At 61.0% G+C, this 22,443-nt stretch carries 20 protein-coding genes and 1 riboswitch; of the genes, 7 read left to right on the plus strand and 13 right to left on the minus strand.

Going from position 1 to position 22,443, the window contains the following annotated elements; translation table 11 throughout:
- Nucleotides 1–208 precede the first annotated feature (208 nt).
- Both QWJ46_RS08250 and metA read right to left on the minus strand, forming a co-directional pair.
- Nucleotides 209–1,231 (minus strand): aldose epimerase family protein, encoded by a 1,023-nt coding sequence (locus tag QWJ46_RS08250; protein ID WP_302750489.1) that lies wholly within the window; start codon nt 1,229–1,231, stop codon nt 209–211.
- Nucleotides 1,232–1,350: 119 nt separating this feature from the next.
- On the minus strand, nt 1,351–2,274 hold the full coding sequence (gene metA, locus QWJ46_RS08255) for a homoserine O-succinyltransferase (protein WP_020922563.1): 924 nt from the start codon (nt 2,272–2,274) through the stop codon (nt 1,351–1,353).
- A gap of 49 nt (nt 2,275–2,323) precedes the next feature.
- Nucleotides 2,324–2,401: riboswitch (SAM riboswitch) on the minus strand.
- A gap of 153 nt (nt 2,402–2,554) precedes the next feature.
- Here metA and QWJ46_RS08260 point away from each other — a divergent pair.
- On the plus strand, nt 2,555–4,414 hold the full coding sequence (locus QWJ46_RS08260; protein WP_302750493.1) for an ABC transporter ATP-binding protein/permease: 1,860 nt from the start codon (nt 2,555–2,557) through the stop codon (nt 4,412–4,414).
- 66 nt (nt 4,415–4,480) lie between these two features.
- On the opposite strand, the gene QWJ46_RS08265 is transcribed toward QWJ46_RS08260, so the two are convergent.
- The 3 genes from QWJ46_RS08265 to QWJ46_RS08275 form a co-directional block, all read right to left on the minus strand.
- Nucleotides 4,481–6,301: an ABC-F family ATP-binding cassette domain-containing protein gene (locus tag QWJ46_RS08265; protein ID WP_302750495.1), complete on the minus strand. Its 1,821-nt coding sequence runs from the start codon at nt 6,299–6,301 to the stop codon at nt 4,481–4,483.
- A 3-nt stretch (nt 6,302–6,304) separates the two neighbouring features.
- Complete coding sequence (locus tag QWJ46_RS08270) at nt 6,305–6,955, minus strand: thiamine diphosphokinase (protein WP_302750497.1); 651 nt, start codon at nt 6,953–6,955, stop codon at nt 6,305–6,307.
- A 65-nt stretch (nt 6,956–7,020) separates the two neighbouring features.
- Nucleotides 7,021–7,548 carry a MarR family winged helix-turn-helix transcriptional regulator gene (locus QWJ46_RS08275; protein WP_302750498.1) on the minus strand — a complete coding sequence of 176 codons (528 nt, stop codon included), beginning with the start codon at nt 7,546–7,548 and terminating at the stop codon, nt 7,021–7,023.
- A gap of 113 nt (nt 7,549–7,661) precedes the next feature.
- On the opposite strand from QWJ46_RS08275, the gene QWJ46_RS08280 reads away from it, so the two are divergent.
- Nucleotides 7,662–9,200, plus strand: coding sequence for an MDR family MFS transporter (locus tag QWJ46_RS08280; RefSeq protein WP_302750499.1), 1,539 nt, complete (start codon nt 7,662–7,664; stop codon nt 9,198–9,200).
- Nucleotides 9,201–9,586: 386 nt separating this feature from the next.
- Complete coding sequence (locus QWJ46_RS08285; RefSeq protein ID WP_302750500.1) at nt 9,587–11,131, plus strand: M48 family metalloprotease; 1,545 nt, start codon at nt 9,587–9,589, stop codon at nt 11,129–11,131.
- A 51-nt stretch (nt 11,132–11,182) separates the two neighbouring features.
- On the opposite strand, the gene QWJ46_RS08290 is transcribed toward QWJ46_RS08285, so the two are convergent.
- From QWJ46_RS08290 to QWJ46_RS08310, 5 genes are all read right to left on the minus strand, one after another.
- A complete protein-coding gene (locus QWJ46_RS08290; protein ID WP_011427212.1) occupies nt 11,183–12,046 on the minus strand; it encodes an RNA polymerase factor sigma-32 in 864 nt (287 codons plus the stop codon).
- 376 nt (nt 12,047–12,422) lie between these two features.
- Nucleotides 12,423–12,995, minus strand: coding sequence for a CarD family transcriptional regulator (locus QWJ46_RS08295; protein WP_011427211.1), 573 nt, complete (start codon nt 12,993–12,995; stop codon nt 12,423–12,425).
- A gap of 394 nt (nt 12,996–13,389) precedes the next feature.
- Nucleotides 13,390–13,728 carry a ferredoxin FdxA gene (gene fdxA, locus QWJ46_RS08300; protein ID WP_011427210.1) on the minus strand — a complete coding sequence of 113 codons (339 nt, stop codon included), beginning with the start codon at nt 13,726–13,728 and terminating at the stop codon, nt 13,390–13,392.
- A 193-nt stretch (nt 13,729–13,921) separates the two neighbouring features.
- A complete protein-coding gene (locus QWJ46_RS08305) occupies nt 13,922–14,326 on the minus strand; it encodes an RNA-binding S4 domain-containing protein (RefSeq protein ID WP_302750508.1) in 405 nt (134 codons plus the stop codon).
- A gap of 2 nt (nt 14,327–14,328) precedes the next feature.
- A complete protein-coding gene (locus QWJ46_RS08310) occupies nt 14,329–17,508 on the minus strand; it encodes a helicase-related protein (protein WP_302750510.1) in 3,180 nt (1,059 codons plus the stop codon).
- Nucleotides 17,509–18,300: 792 nt separating this feature from the next.
- Between QWJ46_RS08310 and QWJ46_RS08315 the strand changes: the two genes are divergently transcribed.
- The 3 genes from QWJ46_RS08315 (at nt 18,301) to QWJ46_RS08325 (ending at nt 19,089) form a co-directional block, all read left to right on the plus strand.
- On the plus strand, nt 18,301–18,456 hold the full coding sequence (locus QWJ46_RS08315; protein ID WP_003543790.1) for a DUF3309 family protein: 156 nt from the start codon (nt 18,301–18,303) through the stop codon (nt 18,454–18,456).
- Between the two features lie 26 nt (nt 18,457–18,482).
- Nucleotides 18,483–18,743, plus strand: coding sequence for a glycine zipper domain-containing protein (locus QWJ46_RS08320; RefSeq protein ID WP_003543792.1), 261 nt, complete (start codon nt 18,483–18,485; stop codon nt 18,741–18,743).
- Between the two features lie 187 nt (nt 18,744–18,930).
- On the plus strand, nt 18,931–19,089 hold the full coding sequence (locus tag QWJ46_RS08325; RefSeq protein WP_302750519.1) for a hypothetical protein: 159 nt from the start codon (nt 18,931–18,933) through the stop codon (nt 19,087–19,089).
- Nucleotides 19,090–19,158: 69 nt separating this feature from the next.
- On the opposite strand, the gene QWJ46_RS08330 is transcribed toward QWJ46_RS08325, so the two are convergent.
- Both QWJ46_RS08330 and QWJ46_RS08335 read right to left on the minus strand, forming a co-directional pair.
- Complete coding sequence (locus QWJ46_RS08330) at nt 19,159–19,884, minus strand: beta-ketoacyl-ACP reductase (protein ID WP_184454615.1); 726 nt, start codon at nt 19,882–19,884, stop codon at nt 19,159–19,161.
- Nucleotides 19,885–19,953: 69 nt separating this feature from the next.
- Nucleotides 19,954–21,135: an acetyl-CoA C-acetyltransferase gene (locus QWJ46_RS08335; RefSeq protein WP_302750521.1), complete on the minus strand. Its 1,182-nt coding sequence runs from the start codon at nt 21,133–21,135 to the stop codon at nt 19,954–19,956.
- A 238-nt stretch (nt 21,136–21,373) separates the two neighbouring features.
- Between QWJ46_RS08335 and phaR the strand changes: the two genes are divergently transcribed.
- The gene (phaR, locus tag QWJ46_RS08340; protein ID WP_064805627.1) at nt 21,374–21,949 is read left to right on the plus strand and encodes a polyhydroxyalkanoate synthesis repressor PhaR; all 576 of its coding nucleotides are present in this window, start codon (nt 21,374–21,376) and stop codon (nt 21,947–21,949) included.
- On the opposite strand, the gene QWJ46_RS08345 is transcribed toward phaR, so the two are convergent.
- Nucleotides 21,944–22,351, minus strand: coding sequence for a hypothetical protein (locus tag QWJ46_RS08345; protein ID WP_184454619.1), 408 nt, complete (start codon nt 22,349–22,351; stop codon nt 21,944–21,946). The genes phaR and QWJ46_RS08345 overlap by 6 nt on opposite strands.
- Nucleotides 22,352–22,443 lie beyond the last annotated feature (92 nt).

Consider the following 22,443-nt stretch of genomic DNA (forward strand, 5'->3'; position numbering starts at 1 on the left):
CCAATCAGCAAGCATGAATCACAAGGCGCAGAAGAAAAAACCCTCTCCGGCAATCCGAAGAGGGTTCATAGCGATCAAATTTGACAGCCGTGCGTCTCAGAGCATGTCGCGCAAAAGTGTGCGGCGGTTTTGCGATAACGACATGCGTAAAAGCAAAAACCTAAAACGCGAGGAGCGAATCTGAAGATCGCGACGCGCTTTAGAACGCTCAGCTCTTGGTGAAGATATAATCCGTTTCCTGGCGCAGCACCTCGCCCGGACGCAGGACTGCATTCGGGAAGCCCTCGTGATTGATGGCATCCGGCCAGACCTGCGTTTCCAGGCAGAAGCCGGCGAACGGGCCGTATTTGCGCCCGCCGAGGCCGGGAGCGCCTGTATTGAGCTTGAAGCCGGCATAGAACTGCACGCCCGGCTCGGTGCTGCGTACTTCGAGCGACACGCCGGAATAGAGGCTGCGGGCGAGCGCCACGCTCCGTTTGGCGGTGCGCTCGCGAGACAGGCAGAAATTGTGGTCGTACAATACCTGTTCACTGCCGACGAAACGCTTCATCGGAGCCATTTCGCGGAAATCGAATTCGGTGCCGGCAACGGGGCGGATTTCGCCGGTCGGCACCTGCTTCTCGTCGGTCGGCAAATAGTGATCGGCGGCGATCATGATGTCGTGGCCCAGCGCATCTTCGCGGCCGTCGAGATTGAAATAGGCGTGCTGGCAGACATTGGCGAGCGTCGGCTGATCGCTTGTTGATTCGTAGGTGATCGACAGTTCACCATTGCCGTGCACCCGGAACGTCGCCTGGATGGTGCAATTGCCGGGATAGCCGGCGCGGCCGTCGGGATCGACGATCTTCATCACCAGGCGGTCGACCTCATGCTCGACGATCGTCCAGTTGCGCTTGGCGATGTTGTCGCTGCCGCCATGTAGATGTGTGACGCCGTTTTCGTTCGGCTCGAGCTGATAGTCCTTGCCATCGAGCGTGAAGGCGCCGCCGCCGACGCGGTTGGCGCAGCGGCCAGGCGTCGCGCCGAAATAGGCCGAATAGAGGGGATAGCTGTTGAAATCCTCGAAGCCGAGCTGCAGCGGCGCCTCGTGGCCTGCAAGGCGCAGATCCTGTATGACGGCGCCCCAGGTGATGATCCTGGCCGTCAGCCCGCCACCCTTGATGACGACGCGATAGACGGTCTCGCCCGCCTTCGTCTGACCGAAAACTTCCCGCTCCAACTTATCCGACATGATCGACCGTCCATTCCTTTGCGCGTCCGATAAAGACACGCGGCGCTATAGGGTTTCGGACGGGAACCTGCCCGCATTTCTTCCAAACCGCAACCGGGCAGGTCAGAAAGAAATGCCGTTCAGAGATCCATGCCGATCTCTTCGACGTCATAGGGCGTCGTCTGATAAATCTCGTTGATCCAGTTGCCGAACAAGAGATGCGCGTGGCTGCGCCAGCGGTTCTGCGGGGCAAGCGTTGGATCATTATGCGGGAAGTAATTGTGCGGCATCTTGATCGGCACGCCGGCATCCACATCGCGGAAATACTCATCCGAAAGCGAGGTGGAATCATATTCGACGTGGTTGAACATGTAGAGCCGCCGGCCCCTCTTCTCGTGCACGAGGCATACGCCCATCTCGCTGGATTCCATCAGGATTTCGAGGCTTGCGGATTTCTCGATATCTTCGCGGCGCACCTCGGTCCACCGCGACACCGGGACCTCGAAATTGTCGGAAAAGCCGTTCAAATAGATGGAGGAAGGCTTCAGGTTCCGGTGCCGGTAGACGCCGAAGGCCTTTTCCTTCAGCTCATATTTCGGAACGCCGTGGAAGTGATAGATCGCCGCCATCGCGCCCCAGCAGACGTTCATCGTCGAATGGACGTTGGTCTCCGTCCAATTGAAGATCTCCTGCATCTCTGCCCAATAGGTAACGTCCTCATAGGGGAGAAGCTCGATCGGCGCCCCGGTAATGATGAAGCCGTCGAACTTGCGCTGCTTCACCTCTTCCCAGGTCTGATAGAAGGCAAGCAGGTGATCTTCGGATGTGTTCTTAGCCTTGTGGCCGCCGATGCGGATGAGTGACAGCTCCACCTGCAGCGGCGAAGCGCCGACGAGACGGGCCATCTGCAGTTCGGTCTTGATCTTGTTGGGCATCAGGTTGAGCAGCCCGATCTGCAACGGTCTTATATCCTGACGGATCGCCATCGTCTCGGTCATCACCCGCACACCTTCCTGAACCAGGGTTTCGAAAGCGGGCAGCGTATCGGGGATCTTGATGGGCATTTGCGGTCAACTCGATCAAAAATAAAAAACCGGCGGCGAAAAAATCGCTACCGGTCCGCACGCGGCCCTTTAGCGAATTTTTTAACGTGGCTGCAAGCCGGCCGGCCAAATCACCACGGAGTGCCTTAATTAGTCTCAGTTGAGCCGCGAATCAACTACGAATGCATGCAGGAGCGGTGGGTCAAGAATCATCACAGTTTAATGACTGATAAAATCTGTTGATAGACCGGTAACGCCACCATGTTAATAATGACAGTATGGGCGGTGTTGGAAAAGCATGATGGCAGATAAGATCGAGGGGAGGCCGGGCACCAGGAGGCAGGATAAGGTTGGTTACGACTTCAGCCTGACATATCGCCTCGGAGTAATGTTCTCGGCATTCTGGAATTCTGAAGTGCGTGGCAAGGTGCTGTTTCTGGCGACCGTGCTGATCCTTGTCATCCTGGTGACGGCCTATGGCCAGGTCATCCTCAACGAGTGGAACGCCCCCTTCTACGATTCGCTCGAGCGCCGCGATCTCGGCGAATTCTTCCACCAGCTCGAAATCTTCGCAATGATTGCCGGCACGCTTCTGCTGCTCAACGTGCTGCAGGCCTGGCTGAACCAGATGACGGCGCTCTATATGCGCGAGGGCCTGTCGCGCGATCTCGTTGACCAGTGGCTGAAGCGCAAGCGGGCGCTGCGGCTCGCCTCGAGCGGCCTGATCGGCGTCAATCCGGACCAGCGCCTGCACGAGGATTCCCGCAACCTCGCCGAAAGCACCACCGGACTCGTGCTCGGCCTCTTACAGTCGACCATTCTTCTGGTGAGCTTCATCGGCGTGCTCTGGGAGCTGTCCAGCGGCTTCGTCTTTCACATCAGCGGCCACAGCTTCTCCATACCGGGCTATATGGTCTGGGCGGCGATTTTCTATGCCGCTTCTGCCTCGGTGCTGAGCCAGGTCGTCGGCCGCAAGCTGGTCAAGCTCAATGCCGACCGGTTCTCGAAAGAGGCCGAGCTTCGTTTCACCCTGATGCATGCCAACGAGAACATGCCGGCGATCACCGTCGCCCGCGGCGAGGAGAACGAGCGCCGGCGCATCAATACCGACATCAGCTCGGTACTGAGGGTCGTCAAGCGGCTCGCCATGGCCAATACCAATCTCACCTGGGTTTCGGCCGGCTACGGCTGGCTGGTGATCGTCATTCCGATTATCGTTGCCGCACCCGCCTATTTTTCCGGCGGCCTCACCCTCGGTCAGCTGATGATGTCGGTCGGCGCCTTCAACCAGGTCAATACGGCGTTGCGCTGGTATGTCGCCAATTTCGGCCCGATCGCCGAATGGCGTGCCACGCTGATGCGCGTCACCGACTTCCGCCAGGCGCTGCTCGACATGGACGAGGACTTTGGCCTGAAGGGCAGCATCGCCTACGAAAACACCGCCCCCGACCGGCTGACGCTGAAGGATGTGGTGATCAATGCCAAGATCGGCGAAGACATCGAGGAATGCGGCGGTTTTCGCCTGCGTGAAACCGATATCATGATCAAGGCCGGCGAAAAAATTATGATCAACGGCGATCATAGCGTCAACCGCAAGCTGCTGTTCCAGGCCTTGGCCGGGCTCTGGCCGTGCGGCAGCGGCACGATGGGTCTGCCGCCGATCGACGACATGCTGTTCGTTCCGCAGATCGCCTATATTCCGGGCGGCACGCTGCGCGAGGCGCTTGCCTTCCCCGAAAGCCCCGATGCCTACGAGCAGGCTGCCGTCGAGGCGGCCCTTGAAAAGGCCGGCCTGCACTCTCTGATCGCAAGGCTCGATACCCGCGCCCGCTGGGACAAGCTGCTCGACGGCGATCAACAGAAGGCGATCGGCTTCGCCCGCCTGCTGCTGGTGCGCCCGCGCTGGATCATCTTCGACGAAGTGCTCGAGGGCATGGAGCCGGAATGGCAGGAAACGATGTGCAGCGTGCTGACTTCGATGCCTGAAACCGGCATGATCTATATCGGCCGCTCTGAAACCTATCTGGAGGCGCTGCAGCCGCGGGTGCTGCATCTGCAGGCTCTGCCTTCGAGATCCGAAGAGCCGCAGCAGCAGGTCGCCCAGACCACCGGCGCCAGCGCCAGTGCGGGCGCCGCCGCCGTGCCCGCGCCGGTGCTTTAAGCTGCCCCTATCGTCTGGCTGAACCTTTGCCCACACAGATGACGCGAGCGGCTGAGTGCGAGAGTCTCAGCCTTCCAGCTCTTCCCGCAGCATTTCGAGCTCCAGCCATTCCTCTTCCATCTTGGTCAGGCTAACTCGCAGCTTTTCCATCTCGCTTGCAAGCCGGTTGAAGGCAGCGGGGTCGCGCGTGAAGAGATTGGGATCGGCCATGACAAGTTCGCGCTTGGCGATCTCGGCCTCGGCCTTGGCCATTTCCTTCGGCAGATTGTCAAGCGCGAATTTCTGCTTGAAGGAAAGCTTGCTCTTCGAGGCTGCGCCGGAAGCTGTTGTCTCCTGCGCCTTCGGCTTCTCCGCCGCTTTCTCGGCCTTTCTGCGCTCTTCGAGCGCGCCCCTGCGCTGCGCCAACATGTCCGTGTAGCCGCCGGCATATTCGATCCATCGGCCGTCGGGCGCATCCGGCACGGCGGGCGCGATCGTCGAGGTTACGGTGCGGTCGAGGAAGTCGCGATCGTGGCTGACGAGGATGACGGTGCCGGGAAAGCCGGCGACGATTTCCTGCAAGAGGTCGAGCGTCTCGATATCGAGATCGTTTGTGGGTTCGTCGAGAATCAGGAGGTTTGCCGGGCGCGAGAGGATGCGCGCCAGCATCAGCCGGGCGCGCTCGCCGCCGGAGAGGCTCCTGATCGGCGTGCGCGCCTGTTCCGGCTGGAACAGGAATTCCTTCATGTAGCCGGTGACATGGCGCTGCTCGCCGTTGACGAGCAGGTTTTCGCCGCGCCCGTCGGTCAGGTAGTTTGCAAGCGTATCCTCGGGATCGAGGTCCTCGCGCTTCTGGTCGAGGGTGGCGATCTCCAGGTTGGTGCCGAGCTTTATTGTGCCGCTATCCGGGGAAAGTTGGCCGGTCAGCATTTTCAGGAGCGTCGTCTTGCCGGCGCCGTTCGGCCCGACGAGACCGATGCAATCGCCGCGATGTACGCGGATCGAGAACGGCGTGACGATGGCCCGGTCGCCGAAGCTCTTGGTGATCTTCTCGGCCTCGATCACCAGCTTGCCGGATTCCTGCGCGTCCGAAACCGTTGCCTGCACCGTGCCCTGCGGCCCCTTGTGGCCGCGATATTGCGAACGCATCGTCTGCAGCTCGCCGAGGCGGCGCATGTTGCGTTTGCGCCGGGCCGTGACGCCGTAGCGCAGCCAGTGCTCCTCGCGCTCGATCGCCTTGCCGAGCTTGTGCTGCTCGAGCTCTTCCGCCTCCAGCACCTGATCGCGCCAGGCCTCGAAATGGGCGAATCCCCTGTCGAGCCGGCGCGAGGCGCCGCGGTCGAGCCAGACGGTCGCGGTCGAAACCTTCTCCAGGAAACGACGGTCGTGCGAAATCAGCACCAGGGCACTGCGGGTCTTCTGCAGTTCGCCTTCCAGCCATTCGATGGTCGGCAGGTCCAAATGGTTGGTCGGCTCGTCGAGCAGGAGAATATCGGGCTCCGGTGCCAGCACCCGGGCAAGGGCGGCCCGGCGCGATTCGCCGCCGGAAAGGGTGCTCGGATCTTCCTCGCCGGTCAGGCCGAGATGGGACAGAAGATAGGTCACGCGATAGGGGTCGTCGCCCGGTCCCAGCCCGGCCTCGGCATAGGCCTGAACGGTGCTGAAACCGGCAAAGTCCGGCGCCTGTTCGAGATAGCGCACCGTCGAGGACGGATGGCGGAAGACCTCGCCGGACTGCGCCTCGACCAGGCCGGCGGCAATCTTCAGAAGTGTTGATTTTCCTGAGCCGTTGCGCCCGACGAGACAGATCTTGTCGCCGGGCTCGACCTGCAGGGAAGCGCCCGCCAGCAGCGGTGCGCCCCCGAAGCTCAGGAAGATATCGTCGAGTTTCAGAATGGGAGGGGCCAAAAATCAGACTCCGGAAAGATCATAGGGCCGGGCAAGCACGATCGCCCGGCCGCTTTTGAGCGAAAAGCGAACCTTGCCTTCCGCAACGTTGGATATGGTGCGCGACGAGCCGAAAGGCAGATGGAAATCCGTGAGCGGATAGCGCGCATTCTCGATGGAAAGCCCCTTCAACTCGCTGAATCCGGGCACGGAAAACAGGCTGCCCTTGGGAAGGTCCAGTTCGATCGTGCCGGCGAGCAGCGGAACGGCCTCTTCCTTGCCTGAAGTCAGCAGCACGTCGAAACCCTGTTCCGCCAGGCCGACGGCCGACAGCAGGTGCTGGAGCGCGTGGTCGGACCGTTCGCCGGCGAGCGCTCCGGCCAGGATGAGCCGCCGAGCGCCCCGGACGACCGCTTCCGACACGGCGATCTCGCCGTCCGTCGCCGCCTTCGCTGCGGGATAGGGCTGCTTCGGCACATCGAGAAAACCCGCTTCGAGATCGGGGGGCGTCGAATCGAAATCGCCGACCCAGAGCTCAGGCATGACCCCAAGCGCCATCGCATGCCGCATGCCGCCATCGGCCGCGATGAAACGGCTGCCGCCGATCGCGTGGCGCAAACGCTCCGTCAGGCTGAGTTCGCCGCCGAGCAGAATGGTGAAAGTGGATTGGCTCATGGGCACTGCCCTTAGCGCAAACGGGGGGGCGAGGGGAAGGGGCCCCGACGGACGGCGCTTTCGCCTCAACCGGGCGTGTCCTTGTCGCGCGACAGAAAGATCGCCTCGTAGCCACCGATGAAACGTTCGAACAGCGTCGCGAAACGCTCTATATCCTCGCGTGGCCAATCGGAGACGATCTCGGAGATGATGGCTATTTTCTGCGCATGGATCTCGGCAAGCAGCGCCTGGCCGGCGTCTGTGATGACGACGACGATCCGCCGTGCATCGGCCTGCGAGGCCTCGCGCCGCAACACATTGCGTCCGACCATCTCGGCCACCACCCGGCTGGCGCGCGACGGATCGATGCGCAGCATCTCCGCGATCATGCCGACAGTGACCTCGGCGGGCGGCTCAGCCCGCCGTACGGCGTCCAGCACGTCGAGATGGGAAAGCTCAAGGCCCGGTGCGGCACTCTGGATTGCCAGCCTGCCGATCAGCCTTCGCCCGGTCATCAGGCGCATGCGCGCCATGCTCCTGCCGATGCGAGGCAGGTTCTCATCGTCCGGCTCGGCCCGACTGTTGGACAGGATCTTCGTCAGCGTCTCATTCATGACGGAACCATAGCAGAGCGGAGGTCAAAATTGAATATGCCGGGGTCACTCATGTGCCGTTGACAATTACATGCTGATAGCACATAAATAGCTCGAACCCGGAAATATGCCCCATGGACATGCTACCCGCGCCTGCGCCGCTCGTGACGGACCGTCGTCGCCGGCTTATCCTCTTCTTCTTTCTGATGACCGCCATGTTCATGGCGACGCTTGATAATCAAATCGTCTCCACGGCGCTGCCGACCATCGTCGGCGAGTTCGGCCATCTCGAACGTTTCGGCTGGATCGGCTCGGCCTACCTGCTGGCGCTCAGCGCCGTCATGCCGCTCTATGGCAAGCTCGGCGACCTCTTCGGCCGCAAATATGTGATGATGACGGCGATCGCGATCTTCACCATCGGCTCCGCGGTCTGCGGCTTCGCCGTCTCGATGAACACGCTGATCGCCGCCCGTGTGCTGCAGGGCCTTGGCGGTGGTGGCATCATGGTATCGATCTTTGCCGTCAACGCCGATCTGTTCGAGCCGCGCGAGCGAGCGCGCTATCAAAGCTATTCGAGCCTCGTGCTGATGGCTTCAGGCGCGATCGGCCCGGTGCTCGGGGGCACGATGAGCGATCTCTTCGGCTGGCGCTCGATCTTCCTCGTCAACGTGCCGATCGGTTTCATCGTATTGGCCGGCCTTGCCTTCATGCTGCCCTACCGCAAGCCGCATCGACGCCCGAAGATCGACTATGCCGGCGCGCTGCTGATCGCGCTGACGACGACGAGCATCGTGCTTGCCACAGACAGTAGCGAATTGTTCGGCTCGTTGATCTCACCACAGAGTATCGGGATCGTCGCCTTCGGCGCCGTCTGCGCCGTCACCTGGGTGTTCGTCGAGCGCCGCGCGCCGGAGCCGATCGTTCCCCTGCAGCTCTTCCGCAATTCGACCTTCAGCCTCCTGCTGCTAATATCGGTGATGGGTGGCGCCATCGCCATCGGCATGGTCAACTATCTCGCTCTCTTCCTGCAGACGACGACCGGCCTTTCGCCATCGGCCGCCGGACTTCTGTTCATTCTGCTGACCGGTGGTCTCGTCTGCGGATCGCTGTCGGCCGGGCGTATCATCTCGATGACCGGCCGCTACAAGCCCTTCGCCATCGCAAGCCTCACCTGCAGCGCCATTGCCTTCGCCCTGATGTCGCAGGTCCATGCGGGAACGCCGATCGCTGTCATCGGCGCGATCATGATGCTGCATGGCATCGGCATCGGTCTTGCGCAGCAGGTCCCCATCATCGGCGTGCAGAATGCCGCCCCCGCCCGCGACGTCGGCGCTGCGACCGGCTCGGTGACGCTCTCGCGCATGGGCGGCGCCTCGATCGCCATTTCGATCTATGGCGCGATCATCGCCTCCGGGCTCGGCAAGGTCGGCGCTCCCATTCCCGGTGTTGCCGATATCGAACAGCTGACGCCGAAGATGATGGCTGCCCTTCCCGAAGCGAGCCGCCAGGCCGTCGCAGATGTCTATGCCGCCGCCTTCTCGCCCCTTTTCATGACTTCCTGCGCCATTGCCCTGATCGGCCTTGCTGCCGCAATGACGCTGAAGCCCGTGCAGCTGCCGCGCAGCGGGGAAATGAAGCGACCGCAATCGGCGGCGGCGGAAGCGGCGGAATAGCGGGCGGCATGACGGGAATATTCACCGGCAAACGTTCCATTATCGCGTAAATAAATTAAAAGTTGCGATTTTCTCGCGGGGCTGCCGTTTTCCAGCCTGTTGCTTCAATCAAACCGTTCTTTTTCCGTGCCGCCGACAAATCTATGCCTGCTGACGGAACTTTCGCCATAATTTCATCCGAGCGAAGGGAACCTCGATGCCTGAGGCTTGCTAAAATGCAACGGCGCCATAATTAAACAGAGTCTCGCTATGCAACCGATGCGTAAATCAGTTACAGCAACGACGTGTATCGGCCTAGCATGCGGCGCGAGATCAGGGGTGCGCACCTGTTGAGTTCCCCTTGCCAAGGCCGGTCCCTATCTGCGGCAAACCGGCAAAACAGCGACATGATGCGGAGAACCAGACTGGACAGCTTGACGACGTGGAAATCGCCCGCGCTTTCCAGTTATGCCATCTCTGCGGCGCGTCGCTTCACCCGTCGCCTCGTGCTGCTTTCAGCTGTCGCAATGGTGCTGAACGGGTGTCAGTCGCTGATCGAACAATCCTACCAGCCGAGCATCTCGCCGTCCTCCAATCCCCAGATCGTCGACGAGGTGCAGAAGAACGATCCGCGCGCGGCGATGGGCGCCCGTGAGCATCCGCGTATCGTGGCAAGCTACGGCGGCGAATATAAGGATGCCAGGACCGAGCGCCTCGTCGCCCGTATTGCCGGCGCGCTGACGGCGGTGTCGGAAAATCCGAGCCAGTCCTACCGCATCACCATCCTGAATTCGCCTGCGATCAACGCATTTGCGCTGCCGGGCGGGTATCTCTACGTCACCCGCGGCCTGCTCGCCCTTGCCAACGATGCCTCGGAAGTCGCCGCTGTGCTGTCGCACGAAATGGGCCACGTGACAGCGAATCACGGTATCGAGCGGCAGAAGCGCGAAGAAGCTGAAGTCATCGCCAGCCGCGTCGTCGCCGAGGTCCTCTCGAGCGACATCGCCGGCAAGCAGGCGCTTGCCCGGGGCAAGCTCAGGCTTGCCGCCTTCTCCCGCCAGCAGGAGCTGCAGGCCGATGTCATCGGCGTGCGCATGCTCGGCGAAGCCGGTTACGACCCCTATGCCGCCGCCCGCTTCCTCGATTCCATGGCGGCCTACAGCCGCTTCATGTCGGTCGACCCCGAAGCCGACCAGAGCCTCGACTTCCTCTCGAGCCATCCGAACTCCGCCCAGCGCATCGAGCTTGCCCGCACCCATGCGCGCGCCTTCGGCCAGGAGGGGACGGTCGGCGACAAGGGCCGCGATTATTATCTCGACGGCATTGACGGCCTGCTCTATGGCGACAGCCCGGAAGAAGGTTACGTACGCGGCCAGACTTTCCTGCATGGCGGCCTCGGCATCCGCTTCGACGTGCCGGTGGACTTCAAGATCGACAATAAGGTCGAAGCCGTGATGGCCACCGGTCCCAACGACATCGCCGTCCGCTTCGATGGCGTCGCCGACAACCAGAACCAGAGCCTCACAAACTACATCTCGAGCGGCTGGGTGACCGGTCTCGACCCATCGACCATTCAGCAGATCACCGTCAATGGCATGGAAGCAGCCACCGCGCGCGCAAGTGCCGACCGCTGGGATTTCGATGTCACCGTCATCCGCAACAATGCGCAGATCTTCCGTTTCCTGACCGCCGTGCCGAAAGGCAGCGACGCCCTCGAACCGACGGCCAATGTTCTGCGCGCCAGTTTCCGGCGCATGACGCCGGCTGAAGCTGCCTCGCTGAAGCCGCTGCGCATTCGTGTCGTCACCGTGCGGCCCGGCGAGAACATCTCGACGCTTGCCGCCCGGATGATGGGTACCGACCGCAAGCTCGATCTCTTCAAGCTCATCAATGCCCTGCCGACGGGTGCGGCCGTTTCCCCTGGCGATCGCGTCAAAATCATCGCCGAATAAAAAAGCCCGGCTTGCGCCGGGCCAGTCGGTGCTGCTGGAGGGTAAAGAAGTTCAGGCGTAGGCCGCCATATGGGGGTCGGCGCTGACCAGCGCGCTGCGAAGCTTTTCCATCGCCCGGCTTTCAATCTGCCGCACGCGCTCCTTGGAAATGCCGAGATCGGCGCCAAGTTCTTCGAGCGTCGCGCCGTCTTCCGCCAGGCGCCGGGCGCTGATGATCTTCATCTCGCGTTCGTTGAGATGTTTCAGCGCCGAGGCGAGCCAGACGCGGCGGCGTTCGCCGTCGATCATATTGGAAACCTGCTCGTCCGGCAGCGGATCGTCGCTGACGAGAAAATCCATCTTCTCCGCGCTCTCGGCATCGCCGGAGACGGAAGGCGCCTGCAGCGAAGCGTCGTTGCCGGAAAGCCTGGCATCCATGGTCTGCACGTCGGCAAGGCTGACGCCGAGAGCCGCGGCGATTTCCTGATGAATGGATTGCAGCGTTAGCTGCGTATCGCCCCTGGCGAGCTTGGCGCGCAGGCGGCGCAGATTGAAGAATAGCGCCTTCTGCGCCGAACTGGTGCCGCCGCGCACGATCGACCAGTTGCGCAGGATATAATCCTGAATCGACGCCCTGATCCACCAACTGGCATAGGTCGAAAAACGCACGTCACGTTCCGGTTCGAAACGCGCGGCGGCTTCCAGCAGGCCGACATAGCCCTCTTGCACGAGGTCGCTCATCGGCAGACCGAAATTGCGGAACTTGCCGGCCATAGAGATAACCAGGCGCATATGCGCCATGGCGATTTGGTTGCGCGCACCGCGATCGTCGTGATCTTTCCAGCGGGTGGCGAGATCATGCTCTTCCTGGCGGGCGAGATAGGGGGCGGCCATCGCGATTTTGATCATGCGCCGATCTGCAGACATGTTCTTCATTTCGATCTCCCGAAACAGGCCTTCGCCCTCAAAATGAACAATAAAACTCACCTTCCGGAACATCGCTGTCCGGACTGAATGGGGTTCCGAATGCAAAAGGGCCTCACCCTAGACTTTTCAGGGAAAGGCCCTATTTCTCATCATGTGCCGCTAAGACGGCTGGGTCGGACCTGTTTCTTCACGTTGCCGAACGGGCAATATTGAAAAGGCATGAGCCGCTCCTCACCGAATATTGACGGAATGGCAGTTCGCCCGACGAGCCAGCGCCCGACGAGCAGTCCGCAATTACGTGTAGTAAACGCGTCAGTCGGGAAAAAGTTCCAATAAAAAACCCGGCGCGAAGGCCGGGTTTTTTCATGGGAGAGACAGGACTGCCTTAAGCGGCTTCGTCCTGCGAATCGTCTTCTTCGATCGCCTTGCCGCGCTTCGGACCCTTGTTGAGGTTGGTCTCGACGAGGCGGACGGCTTCGGTTTCCGACATCTTGTTGACGGCGGCGATTTCGCGCGCCATGCGATCGAGCGCTGCTTCGTAGAGCTGGCGCTCGGAATAGGACTGCTCGGGCTGGTTTTCTGCACGATAGAGATCACGCACGACTTCAGCGATGGAAATCAGATCGCCGGAATTGATCTTGGCATCATATTCCTGGGCGCGACGGGACCACATGGTGCGCTTGACGCGCGCCTTTCCCTGCACAACCTTCAACGCACGATCGACGAAATCCGTTTCCGAAAGCTTGCGCATTCCGATGCTCATCGCCTTGGCGACCGGAACCTTCAGGCGCATCTTGTCCTTTTCGAAATCGATAACGAAAAGTTCAAGCTTCATGCCGGCAACTTCTTGCTCTTCGATAGCGGTGATGGTACCGACGCCATGAGCGGGGTAGACGATCGATTCACCGGTCTTGAAGCCGTGACGTGCTGTAGAAGGTTTTTTCTGCTGAGTCGTCATTCTATTCAAAAACTCCCTGTTACGCTTCCGGCGGCGGCCGGAGCCGGGTCAGTCAGGCCCGGTTGAGACGGTTGCATCCGTCGGGTGACTTCACTCTGGTCCCATCAGGCAAAAGCAAGGACTTCTTGCGCGCGATCTGGGGGACCCGGCGCTCAAAGCGTTGATATGTCACGGAAACCGCGTACGGATTGGTTTTGCTTTCGTGATGGTTTTGGGCATGCGTCATGCCACAAATGGAACAGTAGGCGAAACCTATCACAAAAATATGAGGAAATCAATAATTTGCTTCGTCTGAGTCATGCGGGCAACACAGATCACCCATATGCCAGACGCAGGATTTAAAACGTTTCAGCGCATGGCCGCTCAAATGCGGCGGCCGAATCGCGCAACCGTCTTAGTCGCCGGAACCGGGTTTTTCGGAGAAGTATTTCTCGAATTTTCCGGTCTGGCCATCCATTTCTTTGGCCTCCGGCAACGGGTCCTTCTTGACCGTGATGTTCGGCCATATGCTGGCATACTCGGTATTGATCTTCAGCCATTTGTCGAGGCCCGGCTCGGTATCCGGCTTGATCGCCTCGGCGGGACATTCCGGTTCGCAGACGCCGCAATCGATGCATTCGTCGGGATGGATGACGAGAAAATTCTCGCCTTCATAAAAGCAGTCGACGGGGCAGACTTCCACGCAATCGGTGTATTTGCACTTGATGCAATTGTCGGTCACGACATAGGTCATGAAGAACTCCAGGATTTCATGCGGATGGGGCCGGGCAACCTGGAACGTCGCGCCTATCCCCTTGCCGGGCGAAAAGCGTGGACAGGCTTGGCAGGCAAGCACGCTTCCGGCAAGTTGTCAGTGACCTATCGGCTTTGGCGCCGGATTTCAAGGATAAACGATCTGCAAAAGCCGCCACCACAGACAGAGTTTTCTAATCCTCGTCCGACATCAGCCTGTCGATTGCACGTCTTTCCTTCTTGGTCGGACGACCGGTACCGGTCGCACGGGTCGCTTGCTCAAACGGCGTGAGACGTTTTGTCTCATCCGGCGGTGGGGATTGGTCGTCGTAGAGCAGGCGAGCCTCCTCATAGGGACCCCGCCGCTCCCCGGCGAGACGCACGACGAGGATGACGTCGCGCCGCTCCAGCGTCAGTTCGACACGGTCGCCCGGCTTGACCATCTGGCTCGGGTGACTGCAGCGCTCGCCGTTGATGCGCACGTGCCCCGACTGGACATGGCTCTGGGCCAGCGAGCGCGACTTCACCATGCGCGTGAAGAACAGCCACTTGTCGATGCGCTGGCGCGAACCGCTTGCCGGCTGTGTCTCCCCGCCCATGATTACTTCTTCATCTGTTCCTTGAGAGCTGCGAGCTTGGCGAAGGGCGAATCCGGATCGATCGGCTTCTCCTTGCGCGGCGGCTTGGCCTCGAAGCGCAGCGGCTGGGCGCCGCGATTGTTGTTGCGGTCGTTGCGGTCATTGCGATCGTTACGCTCGCCGCGGTCCTTCCGGTCGCCACGATCCTGACGATCACCGCGCGGCTGGTCCTTGCGCTCGCCGCTTGGCTGCGGCCTGCCGCCGTCGCGGCGGCCACCGTCCTTGCCGCGGCCGTGGCGGTTGTCGCGCCCGTCGCCGCCACGGTTGCCCTCGCCGCCTTCACCACCGTTCGGACGGCGATTGCGCTCGCCGCGCTCCTGGTTCTGGCCGCCCCGGCGTTCGCCATGGCCGCCGCGTGCCTGGCGATGATTGTCATTGCGGCCGCCGAGACGCCACAAAAGAACCGGCTTCGGTTCCGCCGGCTCGCCAGCTTCCCCGGAAGCGGCAGCCTCTGCCGTAGCGGTTGCCTCAGTCACTTCGGCCGCAGCGTTGCCGTCGTTCGCTTCTGTCGCGGGGACGTCGGCCGCCGTCGAAGCCGGCTCGGCTGCGGATGGCTCGGAAGCAGCCTCTTCGGTCGCTCCGTCGGCATCGTCGTGATCGGCTTTTTCCGCCGCTTCTTCCGCGGATGTTTCCGCGGAGGCGGCAGGGGCTGAAGCTGCGTCCTGCGCCGCAAGATGGGCCGACGCCTCTTCCGCCTTCACGGCATCGGCGCGATAGCCGAGGCCCTTGAGGATCTCTTCCATGTCCTCGAGCGTCGCCCCGAGAATCGACAGCATCGCCGTCGTCGTCGTGAAACGGCGACCGTCATAGGCGCCCTCCGGACGATTGCTCTGACCGGGCTTCCATTGCAGCAGCGGACGAATGATATCGGCGAGCCGCTCCAGAATGTCGATGCGCACGGCGCGCTTGCCGAGGAAACGGAAGCCGGCGAGCTTGTAGAACATCCGCTCGAAGCTCGGATCGGTGACGACCGAGGTGCGCCCGGCGGCAAGCACGGGAATGAGATCGCCGTAGCCCGGCTTGTCGAGACCGTCGTTCTTCAACGCCCAGAGCAGCGTGATCAGTTCGGCCGGTGCCGGCTTCAGAAGGGCCGGAACAAAGATATGATAGGCACCGAAACGCACGCCGTAGCGGCGCATGGAGGCGCGAGCCTCCTGATCCAGCGACTTCACCTCCTCGGTGACGTCACGGCGGAAGAGCACGCCGAGATTTTCGACCAGCTGGAAGGCAAGGCCCTTGGCAAGACCCTGCAGGTCTTCGGCGCGCGACAGATCGTCCAGCGGCTTCAATACCGTGCTGATGTGATGATTGACGAAACGTTCGATACGGGCGGCGACGTGATCGCGGGCGTTGCCCGTCAACTGCTCGTCGGCAAGCAGGATCACACGCGGACGCATGACGTGGTCGCTGCCCGAAAGCCGCGCCACCGGATCGCCGAGCCAACGGATCAAGCCATCCGAACCGATCGCCAGATCGCTGTTGCCCGCGGCATGCAGCCGGGCCGCACGGGCTTCGAACTCGAGCGCGAGCGCCTTCTGCGACGCAGCCTGAACCGCCTTGGCATCCGGTCCATCCGTTCCCGCCACCGGGGTGAAACGGAATCCGCTCAACTGCCCCACATGATGTCCTTCAACGAAGACATCGCCATTCACACTGATTTCAGCTTCCAGCATCGCATTCTCTCTCAGGCGCTTCATGAGCACAGATGTCCTGCGATCAACAAAGCGTTTCGTCAACCTTTCATGTAACGCATCGGACAATCGATCTTCGATTTCCCGCGTCTTTTCCTGCCAATGTGTCGGATCGGCAAGCCAGCCGGGCCGATTCGAAACGTAGGTCCAGGTCCTTATCTGCGCGATTCGCGCCGAAAGCGTGTCAATTTCCCCATCAGTTCGATCCGAGCGATGAACCTGCTCCGCAAGAAACTGCTCGTTCACCGTGCCATAGCGCACGAGATCGGAAAAGAGGGTCGAAATAAGATCGGCATGTTGGGCCGGAGTGATACGCCGGTAGTCGGGCAGGGCGCAAGCCTCCCAGAGTTTTTCGACGCGGGCCGGCCTGTCGGCGAGGTCCATTACCTCGGGGTAGCGCGAAAGCTGCTCGAGCGCCTGCTGGTCGACCGCCGGCAGCGCCCGCGTCAGGCCGGGCACGCGCGGCCCGGCCTCCAGGCTGGCGCGCAGCGACTGAATCGAGGAGAAGTCCATCTCCGTCGTGCGCCACTGCAGAACCTTGACGTTGTCGAATTCATGTCCCTCGATGCGCTGCACCAGTTCCTCGTCGAAGGGCGAGACCTGTCCGGTGACGCCGAAGGTGCCGTCCCGCACGTGCCGGCCGGCGCGGCCGGCGATCTGGCCGAGTTCGGCCGGATTGAGGTTGCGGAATTGGTAGCCGTCGAATTTCCGGTCCTGGGCGAAGGCGACGTGATCGACATCGAGGTTGAGGCCCATGCCGATCGCATCGGTCGCCACCAGATATTCGACGTCGCCCGCCTGATAGAGCGCGACCTGTGCATTGCGGGTGCGGGGGCTGAGCGCCCCCAGCACGACCGCCGCGCCGCCGCGCTGCCGGCGGATGAGCTCGGCGATGGCATAGACCTCATCGGCGGAAAAGGCGACGATGGCGGAACGCTGCGGCAGCCGGGTGATCTTCTTCTGCCCGGCGTAAAGGAGATGCGAAAGCCGCGGCCGCTCGACGATCGTAATCCCGGGCAGGATGTGCTGCAGGATCGGCCGCATCGTCCCTGCACCCAGCAGCAGCGTTTCATCACGTCCGCGAAGGTGCAGGATGCGGTCGGTGAAGATATGGCCACGCTCGAGATCGCCGGCGAGCTGCACCTCGTCGATCGCGACAAAGGCGGCTTTGGTCTCCCGCGGCATCGCCTCGACCGTGCAGACGGAAAAACGCGCATTGGGCGGCGAAATCTTTTCTTCGCCGGTGACCAGCGCCACGTTCTGCAAACCGACCTTCTCCACCACCCGCGTATAGACCTCGCGGGCCAGGAGCCTGAGCGGCAGGCCGATCACGCCGGTCCCGTGTGCGACCATGCGCTCGATGGCATAATGGGTCTTGCCGGTATTGGTTGGTCCAAGCACCGCGGTCACACCGCGCCCGCTCAGAATCATGGGCTGCGAAGTCAGAGTCATGGTCCATGCAAGTGAGGCAGGCGCGCCCCGGGAAAAGTTTTGCCATCTCGATGGAGGCACAGAACACATGGACAGCTGCCGCCGCAAACGCAAGGGCAGATTTCAAAATGCGCCGGGGATTGCGACCTTTGCGAGTCGTCTGGAAGGCCCGCATTTCCGATTTGGAACAGCGTGAGAACGAATCAGAGACGAATCGCTGACTCCTGCTGATTCAGCTTTTGTTCACGGCTAAGTATTGATTTTGAATCACTTTTTCCTACTAAATGCTGAATCGCGGGACTCTCTCCTGTTCGCAATTTTGTCGCGCTGCCGGCGGTCAGTCATGCGCTTTTCGCCAAGTGAAAAATCCGCCGAAATTAACCCTTCGATCAAATCCGGAACGAATCGGCGACGAATCGCCGACTGCGCTGTTTTCCCCTTTCGTTCACGGCCATATCTGGTGGCGTCGTGATGTTCCGCCGCTAGATGCGGGGCAGGCGGAAAGGTCTCCTCACGTCGGTGTTCCGGCGAGCAAATTCACACAGCCTTAAGCCTGGCAGGCTTGCGCCACTGGGCCGATCAAAAACGGAACGAATCACCGACGAATCGGAGACATCGAGACCTTCCCGCTTTGTTCACCGCAACATATTGTATTTAAATGCCTTTTTAACCATACAGGCGATTTGTGAGGGGTGACGGATCGCAAACCATGAATCGCCTTGCGTCCTAATTTACGCGCCCAACCGGGAACAAAAATCGCCAATGCGTGTTTCTTGTCCATCCAGATTGCGGATGAAATGAAGGAAAAACACCATGCTTGGCACGATACTTCTCGTTATCCTCATTCTGCTCTTGATCGGAGCTCTGCCAAACTGGGGTTATAGCCGTGGCTGGGGCTATGGACCTTCTGGCGGTTTGGGGCTAGTTCTCGTCATTATCATTATCCTTGTACTAATGGGCCGCATCTAAAGCCCGACAACCTGGGGAGTTACGACATGATGAAGAAGATTGTTCTTATCGGCGCGCTCGTGGGCGCTCTCGCATCCTGCACGGCGACCGAGCAGGGCACGGCGATCGGCGCCGGCACCGGCGCGGTCATCGGTGGTGCCGTCACCAACAGCTGGGGTGGTGCCGCCGTCGGCGCCGTTGCCGGCGGTCTGACCGGCGCTCTCATCGGCCAGTCGGTCGAACGCCGCGGCTACTGCGTCTATCGCGACCGCTACGGCCGCCGCTACGAGGCTCGTTGCCGCTACTGACCGTCAAACGCATATCGGACTTCCCAACGGGCGCTTCGGCGCCCGTTTTCTTTGCCGGCGGGTGTCAACGTGACGTTGACGATTGGTCGTGAAAGTCAAATCTACCGGCGCCCACTTGCTGGGCGCATATTTCCTTCGTGAGCGCAGGGCTGGCACGATGGCCCGAGGCACTGAAAGGAATATTCGCATGGACCAGATTGTCCTGAATTCCACCGTCGCTATTCTCGTCGCCGCGGCTTTCCTGACATCCGCGGTCTCAGCTCTTCGTAGCAGCGATCGCTCGCGGCAGCGAGTGCCGGTCAAGATTCGGGTTCAGCGGGATCGGAACACCGGCAACCGCTTCTGACCTCCCGAACAAAAAGCAAAGGCGCGTCCTGCAACGCGCCTTTGCAAATCGACAAACGTTCGTCCTGTCTTAAACGAAGAACTGCCCGCCATTGGCCGTCAGCGTCGAACCGGTGATGAAGCCGGCATCGTCGGAGACGAGGAAGGTGACGCAGCGCGCGATTTCTTCCGGTTCGCCGAGACGGCCGACCGGGATCTGCGGAATGATGCGTTCATTCAGCACTTTCTCCGGCACGGCAAGCACCATTTCCGTCCCGATATAACCGGGGCAGATGGCATTGACGGTGATGTTTTTCGCCGCGCCTTCCTGGGCAAGCGCCTTGGTAAAGCCGAGATCGCCCGCCTTGGCCGCGGAATAGTTTGCCTGGCCCATCTGGCCTTTCTGGCCGTTGATCGACGAGATGTTGACGATGCGGCCGAAGCTGCGGTCGCGCATGCCTGTCCAGACCTGATGCGTCATGTTGAACAGGCCGGTGAGGTTGGTGTTGATCACCTCGTGCCACTGTTGCGGCGTCATCTTGTGGAACATCGCGTCGCGGGTGATGCCGGCATTGTTGACGAGGATTTCGACCGGTCCGATCTCTCGTTCGACCTTGGTGATCCCTTCACCGCAGGCAGCGTAGTCCGAAACATCCCATTTGAATACCGCAACGCCGGTGACGTCGTGGAAGGCATGAGCCTTCTCGTCATTACCGGCATAAGTGGCCGCAACCCTGTAGCCGGCATTTTTCAGCGCCATGGATATCGCTGCGCCGATGCCGCGTGTACCTCCGGTGACCAGAGCCACTCTGCTCATGTTCCGCTCCCCCTCTGTGTTTTCGCCCGCTCGTGGCGGCATTTCAATCAATGACGGATCGTATGCTATTTAAAGCGCTTCAAAGCACATGGCGACGCCCATGCCGCCGCCAATGCAAAGCGTGGCGAGGCCCTTCTTCGCGCCGCGGCGCTTCATCTCGAACAGCAGCGTGTTGAGAATGCGCGCGCCGGAGGCGCCGATCGGATGGCCGATCGCAATCGCCCCGCCATTGACGTTGACGATCGACGGATCCCAGCCGAGATCCTTGCTGACGGCGCAAGCCTGAGCCGCGAAGGCCTCGTTGGCCTCGACGAGATCGAGATCGTTCACAGACCATCCGGCCTTTTCCAGCGCCTTGCGCGACGCCGGGATCGGGCCGGTGCCCATGATCGACGGATCGACGCCGGCCGTTGCCCAGGAAACGATGCGGGCAAGCGGCTGAATGCCGCGCCGGGCCGCTTCCGCCTCGCTCATCAGCACGGCGGCGGCAGCGCCGTCGTTGAGACCGGAGGCATTGGCGGCCGTGACAGTGCCATCCTTGTCGAAAGCCGGGCGCAGCTTGCCCATCGCCTCGAGGGTCGCGCCGTGGCGGATATATTCGTCGGCATCGACGGTCACGTCGCCCTTACGTGTCTGGATAATGTAGGGAATGATCTCGTCGGTGAAGCGGCCGGCCTTCTGCGCGGCTTCAGCCTTGTTCTGGGAGGCGACAGCGAACTGATCCTGCTCGTCGCGCGACAGCTGCCACTGCCGCGCAATATTCTCGGCGGTGATGCCCATATGGTAGCCGTGGAAGGCATCGGTCAGGCCGTCCTTGATCATCGTGTCGACCATCTTCATGTCGCCCATCTTCACACCGCCGCGCAAATGCGCGGCATGCGGCGCCATCGACATGGATTCCTGGCCGCCGGCAACGATGATCCTCGCATCGCCGGTGGCAATCTGCTGCATGCCGAGCGCGACTGCGCGCAGGCCCGAGCCGCAGAGCTGGTTGACGCCCCAGGCCGTCGTTTCCTTCGGAAGGCCGGCCTTGATCGCCGCCTGACGGGCCGGGTTCTGGCCTTCGCCCGCGGCCAGCACCTGGCCGAGGATCACCTCATCCACCTCGCCGGCGTCGACACCGGCTCGCGCGAGCGCGCCCTTAATGACGGCCGCGCCGAGTTCATGTGCGGGGACCGTTGCAAAAGCGCCGTTGAACGAGCCGACGGCTGTCCGACCTGCGCTGGCGATGACGACGGATGAATTGCTCATGGGGAGGCTCCTCGTTTTTCGTCCCACTTACATAAGGGGAAACTGGCAAAGCTTTGAGCACAAGTCAAACGCGAAGACCGGCCGCCGGCATTTTTCGCCGGCGGCCCGCAAAGCCAATTCGTATGATCTGTTAAAGGTTTGCCGCAACGCACAAAGAGATTGTCACCAGCCTTCTTTTGCGTTTACAGTCTGAAGTGGAGGAACATCCAAAAATCAGACGGGGGTTCAGGAGGCTGATATGGCGAAGAACGAGGGTCAGATAGTCATCAAGAAATACGCCAATCGCCGCCTATACAATACAGGCACCAGCACCTACGTGACGCTGGAAGATCTGGCGGAGATGGTGAAGAAGGGCGAAGATTTTACCGTCCAGGACGCAAAAAGCGGGGATGACATCACCCATTCGGTGCTGACCCAGATCATCTTCGAGCAAGAATCGAAGACCGGCAACACACTGCTTCCGATCTCCTTCCTGCGCCAGCTGATCACCTATTACGGTGACCAGATGCAGATGGTCGTGCCGAGCTTCCTCGAACATTCGATGCGCGCCTTCAGCGAGCAGCAGTCCCAGATGCGCGAACAGGTAAACCGTGCCTTCGGCGAAACGCCGCTCGGCAAGAACCTGCAATTGCCGATGCAGATGGTCGAGGACCAGGTTCGCCGCAATACCGAGCTGTTTCAGCAGGCAATGCAGATGTTCTCGCCTTTCATGACACCGCCGGCGGCCAAGGAGAGCCGCAAGGCCGAGGCCAAGGATATCGACGAGCTGAAGGAGCAGCTCCGCGCTCTCCAGAACAAACTCGACAACCTATAGGCCGATAGAGACATCCCGCCCGGCGCTTCGGATCGAAACGGCAAAACCGCCGATCACATCGATCAGAGCGATCGTCATCAAAATGAAGAACACTTGCGTCGCAGCGTCCTGGACGAGCAGAAACTCGACCAGGAAAGCGATGAAGACCAGCATCGACAATATGTGGTTGAGCAGGTTGCCAGGCCCGGTTCGGGTTGCTTTCAGGATTTCGAAGAACAACACGACAAGGGCGACGACGATGAAGAGATCGCCGAGCGCCATGCTCCAGATCGCGCCCGAGAGCATCGATAGCACGATGATGTCATGTTGTAAGGCGGCGATGCCGCCGCCGCCCATCAGGCCGAGCATCGCCAGATTGTAAAGAACAAACGGAATAATCATCAGCGGCATTGCGGTTACCATCGGCAATCTCCTTGCGCAGGAAGAATACTGCCGCAAACCGCTGTCCTACTGCAAGTCGTTGCAAATATTATCTTGCCGAAATGCAAAAGGCC

This window comes from Rhizobium sp. CBN3 (genome assembly GCF_030518245.1).
Lineage (GTDB): Bacteria > Pseudomonadota > Alphaproteobacteria > Rhizobiales > Rhizobiaceae > Rhizobium > Rhizobium aethiopicum_A.

Excerpts from the sequence above, each read along its gene's own strand:
- QWJ46_RS08250 (WP_302750489.1), bottom strand. The coding sequence starts at position 1,231 with ATGTCGGATAAGTTGGAGCGGGAAGTTTTCGGTCAGACGAAGGCGGGC.
- metA (WP_020922563.1), bottom strand. The coding sequence starts at position 2,274 with ATGCCCATCAAGATCCCCGATACGCTGCCCGCTTTCGAAACCCTGGTT.
- QWJ46_RS08260 (WP_302750493.1), top strand. The coding sequence starts at position 2,555 with ATGGCAGATAAGATCGAGGGGAGGCCGGGCACCAGGAGGCAGGATAAG.
- QWJ46_RS08270 (WP_302750497.1), bottom strand. The coding sequence starts at position 6,955 with ATGAGCCAATCCACTTTCACCATTCTGCTCGGCGGCGAACTCAGCCTG.
- QWJ46_RS08275 (WP_302750498.1), bottom strand. The coding sequence starts at position 7,548 with ATGAATGAGACGCTGACGAAGATCCTGTCCAACAGTCGGGCCGAGCCG.
- QWJ46_RS08280 (WP_302750499.1), top strand. The coding sequence starts at position 7,662 with ATGGACATGCTACCCGCGCCTGCGCCGCTCGTGACGGACCGTCGTCGC.
- QWJ46_RS08285 (WP_302750500.1), top strand. The coding sequence starts at position 9,587 with ATGATGCGGAGAACCAGACTGGACAGCTTGACGACGTGGAAATCGCCC.
- QWJ46_RS08290 (WP_011427212.1), bottom strand. The coding sequence starts at position 12,046 with ATGAAGAACATGTCTGCAGATCGGCGCATGATCAAAATCGCGATGGCC.
- QWJ46_RS08295 (WP_011427211.1), bottom strand. The coding sequence starts at position 12,995 with ATGACGACTCAGCAGAAAAAACCTTCTACAGCACGTCACGGCTTCAAG.
- fdxA (WP_011427210.1), bottom strand. The coding sequence starts at position 13,728 with ATGACCTATGTCGTGACCGACAATTGCATCAAGTGCAAATACACCGAT.
- QWJ46_RS08305 (WP_302750508.1), bottom strand. The coding sequence starts at position 14,326 with ATGGGCGGGGAGACACAGCCGGCAAGCGGTTCGCGCCAGCGCATCGAC.
- QWJ46_RS08310 (WP_302750510.1), bottom strand. The coding sequence starts at position 17,508 with ATGACTCTGACTTCGCAGCCCATGATTCTGAGCGGGCGCGGTGTGACC.
- QWJ46_RS08315 (WP_003543790.1), top strand. The coding sequence starts at position 18,301 with ATGCTTGGCACGATACTTCTCGTTATCCTCATTCTGCTCTTGATCGGA.
- QWJ46_RS08320 (WP_003543792.1), top strand. The coding sequence starts at position 18,483 with ATGATGAAGAAGATTGTTCTTATCGGCGCGCTCGTGGGCGCTCTCGCA.
- QWJ46_RS08325 (WP_302750519.1), top strand. The coding sequence starts at position 18,931 with ATGGACCAGATTGTCCTGAATTCCACCGTCGCTATTCTCGTCGCCGCG.
- QWJ46_RS08330 (WP_184454615.1), bottom strand. The coding sequence starts at position 19,884 with ATGAGCAGAGTGGCTCTGGTCACCGGAGGTACACGCGGCATCGGCGCA.
- QWJ46_RS08335 (WP_302750521.1), bottom strand. The coding sequence starts at position 21,135 with ATGAGCAATTCATCCGTCGTCATCGCCAGCGCAGGTCGGACAGCCGTC.
- phaR (WP_064805627.1), top strand. The coding sequence starts at position 21,374 with ATGGCGAAGAACGAGGGTCAGATAGTCATCAAGAAATACGCCAATCGC.
- QWJ46_RS08345 (WP_184454619.1), bottom strand. The coding sequence starts at position 22,351 with ATGGTAACCGCAATGCCGCTGATGATTATTCCGTTTGTTCTTTACAAT.